Source organism: Streptomyces sp. NPDC006012, from assembly GCF_042871185.1.
Classification (GTDB): Bacteria; Actinomycetota; Actinomycetes; order Streptomycetales; family Streptomycetaceae; genus Streptomyces.
The window spans coordinates 306,003-318,513 of the sequence record NZ_JBIAIE010000007.1 but is presented as its reverse complement, the minus strand read 5'-3'; the positions used below and the strand labels follow the sequence as shown (position 1 = coordinate 318,513).

Sequence of the window (12,511 nt, the reverse complement as noted above, 5' to 3'; positions counted from 1 at the left end):
CGGGACCGGACACCTCGGGACGGGGGCGTGACCACACGGGTCACGCCCCCGTCCCGTTCACGCGGCCTCCGCGCCGAGTTCGAACCACACCGACTTGCCGACGCCGTGCGGCCGTACGCCCCACGCGTCCGCGAGGGACTGCACCAGGATCAGGCCCCGGCCGTGCGTGCCCTCGTCGGCGGCCGGCCCGCGCACCACCGGCTTGCGGGCCACGAAGTCCCGTACCTCCACGCGCAGTCCGCGCGGTCCGACGACGGCCGTCAGCACGGCCTCCCGGTCGGTGTGGACGAGCGCGTTGGTGACCAGTTCGCTGGTGAGCAGTTCCGCGATCTCGGAGCGGCCCGGTCTGCCCCAGTGCCGCAGCAGATCCCGCAGTTCCCTGCGGGCCGCGGGCACGGCCCGCAGATCCGCCCGGCCGAGTCTGCGCCGCAGTTGCGGCGGGTACGCCCGGGCCGTGTCGTCGTCGGTCTCTTCCCCCGCCGTCTTCACCGAGGAGGCCCCGATGGCCATGGGACCGCTCCCTCGTGACTGCCTTCTCATGTCCCCCGCCCGCACGCTGTTGCTGTTGCCCCTCCTGATCGAACACGTTCACGGGGATCCATGCCCCGTGGGGCACCGGCCAGTCCTGCGCGATCGCCGACGCCCGGCGGTTCGGCCACGGCGGCGTGGCGGCACCGCCGATGCCCGGGTGCCGCCGGGGGCGGGATCCGGCTGTCGAGGGGGCGGTACGGCGCCACGAGCGCCGCGTCACGACGGCCCGGGACGCCCGGAGCCCGGCACCGGGCCGCCTCCGGTGCACGTGAATCTGGCCGGAATACAACGCCCCGCCGTGCGTCGGGTCAGGGGCGCGGAACGTTGCGCAGAGGGGCTCAGCGTCGGGCGCCGTCGGCGCTTGGGGTCACTCCTCTGTGGTCGGTCCACAACCGGCACGCGATCACCAGGGACTTCAACCAGCCCTCATCCGGCTTCCGCTCGGAGAACGCAACGGACATCCGCAGGTTGGCTGCGGCGAAGGCATCGATTGCCCTCGGGTCGGCCCGGTGCCATGCCGCCAACTGAGCCGCCCACTTCTCCGCGCCGGCGGGGCTGTGGCCCGACGCAATGAGCTGGACGACCAGAAGCGCGGGGTCGATGAACCCGGCCCCCTTGGTCGGCCAAGCCCAATCCAAGACCCTCATGCGTCGCCCCTGAACCATCATGTTGTCCGGATTGATGTCCGTGTAGAGCAGCGAGTCACCGCGGAACAGCTCAGCTTCCCAGTTGTCTGAGGCGAACCGGTCCCACCGGGTTTCAGTCCAGTTCCGGGCGATCTCGGGAAGCGGCAGGCGGCCAATTAGCGCAAGCGCGTCCACGGCCAAGGGAAGGTCTGGCGAGTCGGGCGCGAAGTCAGCCGCTCGACCGTCAACGACCTCAAAGCCCAGGATCAGCCAGTCCTCGGCTTCCACGTCCCACAACAGAGGCGGTGAGATGTGCCCAAGATGGTCGTTGATCTCCCTCTCCCTGACAAGGGAATCCCGCCGGCCCCCGGGCCGGTTACGCATGGCCTTCACGAAGAAAGGACCCGTCGCGCAATCGGCAATGGCCGTCAGATCCGAACGGTTCCCTTGTTCGGTCCGGCGGAACTCGGTGACCGGACCCGTATGTTCCTGGATCAGGGAAAGGATTTCGGAGAGTGGACTATGGGTGTGCATATGCCTCTCAGTTCCTGGGAGTACCTGAACTGCCCGGGAAACCGGGCGTGCACTCACGTCACGCCCACCTCGGGCCGGACACCACGGTCGCCCGGTCCGCGGGTCTGCGGGTGGTGACATCACCAGCGGATCACTGGGACGTCGGGGCCCGACGTGCACTCAGGGCATGGCCTCAGCCCGGTGCGGCGGCAGTGCCGGCACGTCTCGAAGTCGAATCCACAGCACGACGGGCACGGGACGGTCCGGTGTCCGGTGCACCTGCCGCACAGAGTCGAGATCCGGTCCAGAAGACTGAGGACGGTCGGGGGACCTGGCGGATCGAACCCGCGCCGGCCGGCGCGGCGTTTCCGTTGCTCCACGACGAGGGTCACCCATCTCACGTAGCCGTCTGGCCCGTACAGTCGGAGTGACCAGTAAGACTGTCGAACGATGGGCAGCAGACCCGATGCGTGCGCCGCACCCTCGCACGCGGGAGGACGTCGCGAAGGCGTTGGGAGTGAGTGCAGACGTGCTGTGGCCGAAGGCGATCCGAAGCACCGTGAAGACTGGCCCCGAGCGAGAAATCCTGGCGGCATACCCATACCGCAACGCGTGTTCTACGTCTGTCTGGGCACGCCTTATCGACGGTGCGTCGTCGTCCATTACCTTTGCGGGGTAGACGAATTACTTTATCTGGCAGGAACATCCGCGTCTGGCCGAGCGGCTCGCCGCGAGGGCTGCCGCCCACTGCGCCGTGCGCTTCCTTGTCGGCGATCCGGAGTCAGAGGTCACGCGGCGACGAGAGGAGATCGAGGGAGTTCCCCTCACCGTCAGCACGCGCATCCGTATCACCCTCGACGCACTGAGCAAGATCGAAGGGGACGGCGTCGAAGCGCGCTTCTCCGACGGGCACATCGCGCTCTCCGTCTTCTCTTTCGATGATGAAATGCTGGTGACTCCGCACTTGTCCAGCTTGCTGGGGCATGAGTCGCCGATGTTGCATCTGCGGCGCCTCGGAGATGACGGCCTTTACGACCGGTTCGCGGGTCACGTGGCAGCCCTGTGGGATCAGGCGCGGCCGGTCACGGCGGTGTGACCCTCACGCGGACGGCACCTGCGGTCGTCGTCGGTGACACCGGGTGGGGCATGTTCGTGACGCAGTGAAGCGGGGCAGCCTCGTCTGACATGGCAACGCAATCAGTTCCCGCCCGGTTTCATCCCTGGCGGGAGCTGTTGTGTGCGATCACTCGTCTGTCACGTGCTCGTCCATCGTCAATACACCGCCCCGCCGTGCGTCGGGTCAGGGCCGCGGGACGTTGCGCAGGTTCGAACGGGCCAGCTGGACCATGCGGCCGACGCCGCCGTCCAGCACCATCTTCGAGGCGGACAGGGCGAAGCCGGTGACCATGTCGGCGCTGATCTTCGGGGGGATGGACAGCGCGTTGGGGTCGGTGACCACGTCGACCAGGGCCGGGCCCGGGTGCTTGAAGGCGTCCCGCAGCGCGCCCGCGAGGTGCCGGGGCTTCTCCACCCGCAGCCCGAAGGCACCGCAGGCGCGGGCCACGGCGGCGAAGTCGGGGTTGGTGTTGGTGGTGCCGTACGAAGGCAGGCCCGCGACCAGCATCTCCAACTCGACCATGCTCAGCGCCGAGTTGTTGAAGAGGACGATCTTGACCGGCAGGTCGTACTGCACGAGCGTGAGGAAGTCGCCCATCAGCATGGCGAACCCGCCGTCACCGGACATCGACACCACCTGTCGGCCGCGGTCGGTGAACTGCGCCCCGATCGCCATGGGCAGCGCGTTGGCCATCGAGCCGTGCGAGAAGGAACCGATGACGCGGCGGCGGCCGTTGGGCGAGATGTAGCGGGCCGCCCAGACGTTGCACATGCCTGTGTCCACCGTGAACACGGCATCCTCGTCGGCGATTTCGTCCAGGACGGACGCCACGTACTCGGGGTGGATCGGGACGTGCTTCTCCACCTTCCTGGTGTACGCCTTGACCACGCCCTCCAGCGCGTCCGCGTGCTTCTTCAGCATCCGGTCCAAGAAGCGCCGGTTCTCCTTGGTCCGCACCCGCGGCACGAGACAGCGCAGGGTCTCGCGCACATCGCCCCACACGGCCAGGTCGAGCCGGGAGCGGCGGCCCAGCACCTCGGGGCGAACATCGACCTGGACGATCCGCACGTCGTCGGGCAGGAAGGCGTTGTACGGGAAGTCGGTGCCGAGCAGGATCAGCAGATCGCACTCGTGGGTGGCCTCGTATGCGGCGCCGTACCCGAGCAGGCCGCTCATGCCGACGTCGTACGGGTTGTCGTACTGGATCCACTCCTTGCCGCGCAGGGCGTGGCCGACCGGAGACTTGATCTTCCCGGCGAACTCCATCACCTCGGCGTGCGCGCCCGCCGTGCCGCTGCCGCAGAACAGGGTCACCTTGTCGGCCTCGTCGATCATCCGGACGAGCGCGTCGATCTCGGCGTCGCCGGGGCGTACGGAGGGCCGGGAGGTGACGAGGGCGAGTTCGGCGGCCTTCTCCGGTGCGGGCTCGGCGGCGATGTTCCCCGGCAGGGCCACCACGCTGACGCCGCGCTGCCCCACGGCGTGCTGGATCGCGGTCTGCAGCAGACGGGGCATCTGCTGGGGGTGGGAGATCAACTCGCTGTAGTGGCTGCACTCGCGGAACAGCTGGTCGGGATGGGTCTCCTGGAAGTAGCCCAGGCCGATCTCGCTGGACGGGATCTGCGAGGCGAGCGCGAGCACGGGCGCCATGGAGCGGTGGGCGTCGTACAGGCCGTTGATCAGGTGCAGGTTGCCGGGGCCGCAGGAGCCGGCGCAGGCGGCCAGCTTGCCGGTGATCTGGGCCTCCGCACCTGCCGCGAAGGCGGCGGTCTCCTCGTGCCGCACGTGGATCCAGTCGATGGCCGCGTTGCGGCGCACGGCGTCGACCACCGGGTTGAGGCTGTCGCCGACGACGCCGTAGAGACGGCGCACGCCGGCGCGGACGAGGATGTCTACGAACTGTTCGGCAACGTTCTGTCTGGCCATGGCTTTCGAGTACCTCTCCGGGCTCGTACCCCTGCGGACTCGGGGGATCCGACGGTCGGCTCGGAGTTCCATGAATTCACAGCGGCCGCGGTTACGCCTCCCAGACGGCGGCGGCCGTGCGGTCCTCGGCGTACCCCTTGACCCGTACCTGGGTGTCCACCAGGAAGTCGGCCAGGCCCGGCGCGGTGCCCTCGGACCAGCGCCGGGCCAGGTAGGCGCAGAGGGCGGGCTCGCCGCGCAGCGGATCGGCGAGGCCGCCGCCACACATGAGCAGCGCATCACCCGGGCGGGCGACGGAGGCCCGGAAACGGAAGGGTTCGCGGGGCGGCTCGGTGACGGGCTCGTAGGGACTGGGCGGTGTCGGGATCCCCAGGTCCATGGTGAGCCGGTCGCCGTCGGGGGTCTCGGCCGGCAGCGAGCCGAACCCGAGCACCGCGTCACCGCTGGTGTCGGCCCGGCTGACCTGCGGCTCGATGTCCTGCCAGGCGCCGTCCCGCAGCCGGAACAGGCCGCCGTCGCCGACACCGAAGAACACCCGGGTACGGCAGTCCGGGTGGGCCGGCAGCAGCAGGCAGCGCAGGTCGGCCGCGTACTCCTGCGGGGGGATGCCCTGCTCGGCGGCGCTGGCGCGCAGCTTGCCCAGCGTGCGATCGGTGAGCCGGTGCAGGCCGGACTTCAGGTCGCCGCGGCGGGCCGCGTGGATGTCGTCGACGAGCCGCTGGTGGCTGCTGCCCACGGCCCTGCCTATCCGGTCGCAGGCCTCGGCCGCCGCACGGTGGGCGTCGGGAGTGCCCCGCGCGCCGGTCGCCATGGCGACGAGGATCAGCGCCTGGTCGCCCGTGCCGAACCGGGCGGTGAGCAGCGCGTCCCGGCGTGGTTCGCCCCGGAAGCGTGCCAAGTCGCCCCGCGCGGACACGGCCCGCAGGGTGCACACCCCGTACCGGGCGCCGTCGAGCACCGTGTCCGCGACGAGTGCGCCGAGGTCGTCGGGGTCGGCCGGGGGCAGGGCGGTGGGCTCGGCGTCGTAGGTGGGCGGCTCGGACCCGACGTACGCGGCCCCGCCCCGCGTCCCGGCCCCCGAGCTGTCCCACTCGGCGCCGGAAACCGGACCGGGGTCCTGCGCCGGGTGCGGAGCGCTCCCGGCGGCGGCCCGGTGCCTGCGGCGGGCGGGCGGGAAGGTCGACGGGGGCTCCGGGACCGCGGGCGGCGGCTCCCACGGCGCCCGCCGCCGCGGCTCGGCGTCCGGCGGTGCGGCAGCGGACGGTGGACTGGCAGGAGACGGTTGCGCAGGCGGCGGTGGGGTGGCGGACGGTCGCGCGGGCAGGGGTCCGGCAGCGGAGGGTGCGGCAGGCGGCGGTCCCCCGGCCGACGGTCCCGCGGCCGAAGGCTCGGCGGTCGGCGATCCGGCAGCCGAAGGCTCGGCATCCGGCGATCCCGCAGTCGGCGGTCCGGCAGTCGGCGGCGCAGGCTCCACCGATACAGCCTCCGGTGGAGCGGCAGCCCAGGGGACCGCGTCCGGTGGAGCGGCGCCCGACGGACCGGCCACCTGAGAACCGGCACCCGAGGGACCGGCCTCCCGGAGACCACCGCCCGACGGACCGGCCTCCCGGAGGCCCCCGTCCCACGGACCGGCATCCGACAGACCGGCAGTCCAGGGATCGACATCCGACGCACCACCACCCGAAGGACCGGCGTCCCGGAGACCCCCACCCCACGGGCCGGCATCCGACAGACCGGCTTCAGGCAGACCCGCATCGGCCAGACCTGCGGCCCAGGGATCAGCGCCCTGCGGGCCCGCGGCCCAGGGGCGGGCGCCCTGCGGACCGGCCGTCCGGGGACCAGGGCCCGGCCCACCGGTGTCCGGCCCACCGAAGTCCGGTCTGCCGACTTCCGGCAGCCCGGAGGTGCGCTGCGTCGGCACCACACCCCCGGCTCCGCCTCCGGTCCCGATCCCGCTCTCCTTCCCGTCTCCGCTCTCCGACCCGATCCCGGTCCCGTTCTCGGCCCCGCCCCCGACCCCGGTCCCGGTCTCCACGGCGGGCCCGGCGCCGAGCCCGGACGCCGGGGCACCGGCAGGGGCGGCCGAGGAGGCCGGGGACGGAGCGGGGGCGGGCGTGGATGGGTGCGTGGCGACCGTGTTCGATGCCGAGGCGAATCGGTCGTCCAGGGAGTCCGCCGCCGGTGCGGGTCCCGTGTCGTGGGTGGAGTCGTCGTACAGCTGGCCCCACCAGTCGTCGTCTGGTCGGGTGGGCCTGCCCCCCTGCTCGCTCATGCCCCTAATTGTCGACAGCGCGGGCCCCGGGAAAACGGGGCATCGGAAAAAACCGGTGCGCCGGTACGCCGCGAACGGCATGTGCGGGGCCAGTGAACTCCCTTACAGAACCCGGCGGTACGCGATTCGGGAGGGCGCGGGACGGTCCGGATCGGGTCGCCGGGCGGCTCCACCCCCCACGGGAGAGCGGCCCGGCGACACCCAAGTGGCCCGGTCGCGGACCACCGTCGGCGCGGCGACCCAAAGAAGTGATCGACTTCGCGGTAGCGCCACCTTGGCAGAGTGACCCGTGATATGGCGATGATGTGCCGAGGCGGGTTTGCGCCGTGGCCGTTTTCCGCCAGGCCCCGCCACCGGAGGCGCCTGTGCGCCGGGGAGGGACGAGGGCTGATGCTGACAGCTATAGGGCTGGACGAGACGCACGAGTCGGCGTACCGGGCGCTGGTGTCCGTGGGCGCCGCCGACGTGCCCGATCTGGCGCGGCGGCTGGCCCTGGCCGAGCACGACACCGAGCGGGCCCTGCGCCGGCTGGAACTGCAGGGCCTCGCCGCCCAGTCCTCCGCCCGTCCGGGCCGCTGGGTGGCGGCGCCGCCCGGCGTCGCGCTGGGCGCCCTGCTCACCCAGCAGCGGCACGAGCTGGAGAAGGCCGAACTGGCGGCGGCGCTGCTCGCCGAGGAGTACCGGGCGGCTGCGGCCGAGCCCGCCGTGCACGATCTGGTCGAGGTGGTGACCGGCGCCGCCGCGGTGGCCCAGCGGTTCCTGCAGATGCAGTTGGCCGCGGGCAACGAGGTCTGCGCGCTGGTGACCGGCAATCCGATGGTCGTCTCCGGCGCCGAGAACGACGCCGAGGAACAGGCCGCCGGGCGCGGCGTCCGCTACCGGGTGGTGGTCGAGAGGTCGGTGCTGCACCTGCCGGGCGGGATCACCGAGCTGACCGCGGCCCTCGGCCGGGACGAGCAGGTGCGGGTGGTGGACGAGGTCCCGACCAGGCTGGTGGTGGCCGACCGCTCGCTCGCCATGGTCCCGCTCACCGCGCACAGTGCCGAACCGGCCGCGCTCGTCGTGCACGCCAGCGGTCTGCTGGAGCTGCTGTCCGGGCTGTTCGAGTCGGTGTGGCGCCGGGCGCTGCCGCTCACCCTGGGCGCGTCCGGGGTCCGCGAACAGCAGCCGGACGGACCCGACGGCACCGACCTGGAGGTGCTGTCGCTGCTGCTCGCCGGGCTGACCGACGCCAGCGTGGCCAAACAGCTGGACCTCGGCCTGCGGACCGTACAGCGGCGGGTGAAGCGGCTGATGGAGCTGACCGGGGTGACGACCCGGCTGCAGCTCGGCTGGCACGCCTACGAACGCGGCTGGGTGGCCCGGGACGCCCACGAGTGACCCGTACTTGACCTGCGCAGGAGGCCGCGCTCCGGCACCCTGGGCAGATGGGAGTGTGGGAACTCCTGCTGGTCGGCCTGGTCATCGTGCTCGGCCTGTGCGGAGTGCTGGTGCCCGGGGTGCCGGGGTCGTGGCTGGTGTGGGCCGCGGTGCTGTGGTGGGCGTTGCAGGATCCGCGGCCGGTGGCCTGGGGCGTACTGGTCGGCGCGACTCTCGTGCTGTTCCTGTCCCAGGTGGTGCGCTGGGCGCTGCCGCCCCGGCGGCTGCGCGAGAGCGGCGCCGCGCCGGATTTGGAGGTGTACGCGGGGGCAGGGGCGTTCCTCGGCTTCTTCCTGATCCCGGTGATCGGCGCGGTCCCCGGCTTCCTCGCCGGGATCTATCTGCACGAGCGGCTGCGGCTCGGCGGGCACGGCGAGGCGATGGCGGCACTGCGTACGGCGATGCGCTCGGGCGGCACCCGGGTGCTGACGGAACTGTTCACCTGTCTGCTGATCCTGGGCGCCTGGCTGGGTGCGGTGGTCTGGGGCTGACGGCGCGGACCCGGCACCCGGCGAGAACCGGCCAAGGTCCGCCGGGGCGCCTCACCCCAGCGCGCCGAGGTCGATCGCGTCGGCCAGCGCCCGCATGCCCGCGTCGTTGAAGTGCAGGTGGTCGCCGGGGTCGTAGGCGGGCCGGATCCGCTGGGGGTCGGCCGGGTCGCGGACGGCGGCGTCGAAGTCCACGACGGCGTCGAAGGCGCCGCCGGTACGGATGAAGGCGTTGATCCGCTGCCGCAGGTCCTCACGGGCGGCCGTGAAGCCGCCGTGCCCGCCGTACGGCGTGAGAGTGGCACCGACGACCCGGATGCCGAGGGCGTGGGCGCGGGTGACGATCGTGCGGTAGGCGGCCTCGAAGTCGCGGACGTCGTCCGCCTGGGGCTTGCCGTTGATGTCGTTGATGCCCTCGAAGACGATCAGTGCCCGGGCTCCGGCCCGGGACAGGGCGTCGGAGTCGAGCCGGGACAGTGCGCTCGGCCCGGTGCCGTCGCGCAGCAGGCGGTTGCCGGCGATCCCCGCGTTGAGGACGCCGAGCCGCTGGGGCCCGAGGCGTTCGGCGAGCCGGTCGGGCCAGCGGTGGTCGGCGTCGGGCGTGGAGCCGGTGCCGTCGGTGAGGGAGTCCCCGAAGGCCACGACACTGCCGGCGCCGCCGCTGCCGAGGACGTCGACGCCGGTGACGTAGTACCAGCGGCTGGTGGTGGCCGTGTACGCGGAGCCGTCCACGTCGGCGGCCCGGCCGGCGCCCTGCGGGGCGACATAGCTGGTCCGCAGGGCGGTGCGGTGGTTGGTCGCGGGCCCGGAGTCGCCGGGGGTGTGGACGGTGACGAGCAGGTCGGCGGCGGCCGGCACGACGAGCGGCAGCGGATCGCTGACCACGTCGGAACCCGGCGGGACGTCGGCCGTGGGCAGGCCCCCGAAGGTCGCGGTGCGCATCGTGCCGGGAACGGCGTCCGGGCCGGTCCCGCGGCGCAGCGCGACCGTGACCGCGCCGAGCGCCAGCGGCGCGGTGCCGAGCCGGTTGCTGACCCGGACCCGGAGCAGGGTCCCGCCGACGCTGAGGCGGACGACGTTGCGGACGGCGGCGCCCGGCAGTGCGGGCGCGGTACCGGACGGGGCGGCCTCCCAGGTGCCGGACCAGGGGCTCGGCAGGGTTCCGGCGCGGGCCGTTCCCGCGACCGCGGCCGCCGTCGTCCGTGCCGCTGCCGGAGCGCCGTGCCGGGGAGCGGTCGCCGCCCCGGGCGCCGTCGCCGTCGTACCGATCAGCGCCAGCAGTGCCGCCGCGAGAACCCGCCCGGCCTTGACCATGTGTGCGCCCGCCCTTCCCGATGCCCCGCAGGAGGCGAAGGTGGCACACGGCCGGGTGGCGCCGGAGCAACATCACCGGGATGACACCCGCACGGCCCAGCGGGAACCGGCCACGGCTCGCGGACACCGTGACGGGGCGCGCGCAGCGGCGTGACCGGCCACGGCGCTGCCGCGGGCGGGCAGCGCCCGAGGACGGCTCCGTCGGCGAAGCCGTCCTCGGGCGCCGTCGGTCAGCCCGGGGTGAGCGCGCCCTCCAGGGCGAGCAGCCAGGTCTTGCGGTCGAGACCGCCCGCGTAGCCGGTCAGGGAGCCGTCCGCGCCGATCACCCGGTGGCACGGGCGGACGATCAGCAGGGGGTTGGCGCCGATCGCGCCGCCGACGGCACGCACCGCGGCCCGCGACGCGCCGATCCGCGCGGCGATCTCGCCGTACGTCGTGGTCGCGCCGTAGGGAACGGCGTCGAGCGCCGCCCACACCCGCTCCCGGAATTCGCTGCCCTGTGTCCTCAGCTCCAGCCGGAACTCCTTGAGTTCACCGGCGAGGTAGGAGGGCAGCTGCTCCTCGGCCGCCCGGAAGGGACCGGGGTCGCGCCGCCAGTCCTCGCCGACCGTGCGGCCGCCCTTCTGGCCGGGCACGGAGAGCGAGGTGAGCGCGCCGTCCGGGCCCGCGGTGAGCAGGAGCGGGCCGATGGGGGCGGCCACGGTGGTCCAGTAGGTCGGTTCGAGACTCATGCCTGTTGCGGCTTCCTTTCCGAGTCCGTGTGCTGCGGAGCGCAGGGGTCCCCGTCTGTACAGAGCGGAGCACAGGGGTCCCAGTTCGTGTGCTGCGGAGCGTGCGGGTCCGAGTCGTTGTGCTGCGGGGCGTACGGGTGGTTCCCGTCGTCCCGTTCGGGCGCGGTGTCCAGGTGCCGCACGGCGTACGAACGCCAGGGCCGCCGGCTGTCCGGCATGCCGAGGCCGGGCGGGGCCACGTCGGGATCGCCGAGTGCGCGGATCCGGATCGTGGCGGCCACGTCCGCCGCCAGGCCGGGCAGGGCGAGCAGGGCCCGCGTGGCGTCGTCCCGGTCCGCGCCGGCATCGAGCACCACGGTGCCGTCGGCCAGCGCGGCGGCCAGCGCGCCCAGAGTGCCGTGCGGTTCGGCGGCGGCCAGCGCGGCGGGTTCCGGGAAGAGGTGGGTGAGGCTGCCGCAGGGGGCGTCCAGCGCCTTCCCGTACCGCTGCACCAGCCACTCGGACCGGGCACGCCCGGCCTGCGCGCGCACCGCCCACTCGGCCGGATCGGCGGCGCCCGGCGAGCGCAGCCCGGGCCGGGCGGCGACCAGCGGGGCGAGCTGCGGGTCGGCGGCGAGCCGTTCGTCGACGGCGTACGGGTCGGCGTCCAGGTCGAACAGCCGGCGCAGCCGCTGCACCGCCGTGGTCAGGTCCCGCGGGTCGGTGAGGTGCAGCCGGGCGTCCAGCCAGCCGCCGGGGTGGGCGGGCGCGGCCCGCGGGGACCGGGTCCGCTCGGCCACGGCGGCGATGCCGCTGCCGTACGGCAGCCGGAGCGTGCGCCGGTAGCTCCGGTCGCCCCGGCCGCCGTGCACCTCCTCGATCCCGGGTACGGCCTCGCGCGCGAGCAGGTCGAAGACGGCCGCGGCCTGGTAGGGCCCCCGGTAGGCGAGCCGCAACGGGATCCCGGAGCCCGGGATCCCGCGCGCCACCGTGCCCCGGCCCCGGGGTGCGGTGGCCCGCAGCCGGCTCGGGGTGGCCGCGTACACGGCCCGGATCGTTTCGTTGAACTGCCGCACGCTGGCGAACCCGGACGCGAAGGCGATCTCGGTGATGGGCAGTTCGGTGGTCTGCAACAGGACGCGCGCGGTGTGCGCCCGCTGGGCCCGGGCGAGTGCGACGGGTCCGGCGCCCAGTTCTGCGGTGAGCTGCCGCTGGACCTGCCGGGCGCTGTAGCCGAGCCGGGTGGCGAGCCCGGCGACGCCCTCGCGGTCGACGACGCCGTCGCCGATCAGCCGCATGGCTCGGCCCACGACGTCCGCGCGGACGTTCCAGTCGGCGGAGCCGGGCACGGCGTCCGGGCGGCAGCGGCGGCACGCCCGGAAACCGCCGCCCTGCGCGGCGGCGGCGGTCGTGAAGAACCGCACGTTCCGCCGCTTCGGGGTCACGGCCGGGCAACTGGGACGGCAGTAGATCCCGGTCGTCTCGACAGCGAAGAAGAACTCCCCGTCGAACCGGGCGTCCCGGCTGCGCACGGCCTCGTACCTGGTGTCCTCGTCCATCACGTCATCCAGTGTGGGTGACGTGGGCGGGGGCGG

10 protein-coding genes are annotated in these 12,511 nt (G+C 73.3%); 3 read left to right on the top strand and 7 right to left on the bottom strand.

The features are described from left to right. Nucleotides 1-57: 57 nt before the first annotated feature. Both ACFYPJ_RS16500 and ACFYPJ_RS16495 read right to left on the bottom strand, forming a co-directional pair. Nucleotides 58-510: an ATP-binding protein gene (locus ACFYPJ_RS16500; protein ID WP_389016677.1), complete on the bottom strand. Its 453-nt coding sequence runs from the start codon at nt 508-510 to the stop codon at nt 58-60. A 359-nt stretch (nt 511-869) separates the two neighbouring features. After that, nucleotides 870-1,691, bottom strand: a complete 822-nt coding sequence (locus ACFYPJ_RS16495) for a hypothetical protein (RefSeq protein ID WP_389016674.1) — start codon at nt 1,689-1,691, stop codon at nt 870-872. A 733-nt stretch (nt 1,692-2,424) separates the two neighbouring features. On the opposite strand from ACFYPJ_RS16495, the gene ACFYPJ_RS16490 reads away from it, so the two are divergent. Next, nucleotides 2,425-2,766 carry a hypothetical protein gene (locus tag ACFYPJ_RS16490; RefSeq protein WP_389016671.1) on the top strand — a complete coding sequence of 114 codons (342 nt, stop codon included), beginning with the start codon at nt 2,425-2,427 and terminating at the stop codon, nt 2,764-2,766. A 204-nt stretch (nt 2,767-2,970) separates the two neighbouring features. On the opposite strand, the gene ACFYPJ_RS16485 is transcribed toward ACFYPJ_RS16490, so the two are convergent. Both ACFYPJ_RS16485 and ACFYPJ_RS16480 read right to left on the bottom strand, forming a co-directional pair. Beyond that, the gene (locus ACFYPJ_RS16485) at nt 2,971-4,713 is read right to left on the bottom strand and encodes a pyruvate dehydrogenase (protein ID WP_389016669.1); all 1,743 of its coding nucleotides are present in this window, start codon (nt 4,711-4,713) and stop codon (nt 2,971-2,973) included. Between the two features lie 91 nt (nt 4,714-4,804). Further along, a complete protein-coding gene (locus ACFYPJ_RS16480) occupies nt 4,805-5,629 on the bottom strand; it encodes a protein phosphatase 2C domain-containing protein (protein WP_389016666.1) in 825 nt (274 codons plus the stop codon). A gap of 1,746 nt (nt 5,630-7,375) precedes the next feature. Between ACFYPJ_RS16480 and ACFYPJ_RS16475 the strand changes: the two genes are divergently transcribed. Continuing rightward, a complete protein-coding gene (locus ACFYPJ_RS16475; protein ID WP_389016663.1) occupies nt 7,376-8,365 on the top strand; it encodes a helix-turn-helix transcriptional regulator in 990 nt (329 codons plus the stop codon). Between the two features lie 47 nt (nt 8,366-8,412). Next, the gene (locus ACFYPJ_RS16470) at nt 8,413-8,895 is read left to right on the top strand and encodes a DUF456 domain-containing protein (protein WP_389016660.1); all 483 of its coding nucleotides are present in this window, start codon (nt 8,413-8,415) and stop codon (nt 8,893-8,895) included. Nucleotides 8,896-8,946: 51 nt separating this feature from the next. Here the strand turns inward: ACFYPJ_RS16470 and ACFYPJ_RS16465 are convergent, their stop codons facing one another. The 3 genes from ACFYPJ_RS16465 to ACFYPJ_RS16455 form a co-directional block, all read right to left on the bottom strand. Further along, entirely contained in the window at nt 8,947-10,206 is a 1,260-nt protein-coding gene (locus ACFYPJ_RS16465) for an SGNH/GDSL hydrolase family protein (protein ID WP_389016657.1), read from the bottom strand. Nucleotides 10,207-10,436: 230 nt separating this feature from the next. Continuing rightward, nucleotides 10,437-10,937, bottom strand: coding sequence for a methylated-DNA--[protein]-cysteine S-methyltransferase (locus ACFYPJ_RS16460; protein ID WP_389016654.1), 501 nt, complete (start codon nt 10,935-10,937; stop codon nt 10,437-10,439). Continuing rightward, on the bottom strand, nt 10,934-12,475 hold the full coding sequence (locus ACFYPJ_RS16455; protein ID WP_389016798.1) for a bifunctional transcriptional activator/DNA repair enzyme AdaA: 1,542 nt from the start codon (nt 12,473-12,475) through the stop codon (nt 10,934-10,936). The genes ACFYPJ_RS16460 and ACFYPJ_RS16455 overlap by 4 nt, the downstream gene beginning before the upstream one ends. Nucleotides 12,476-12,511: the final 36 nt, after the last annotated feature.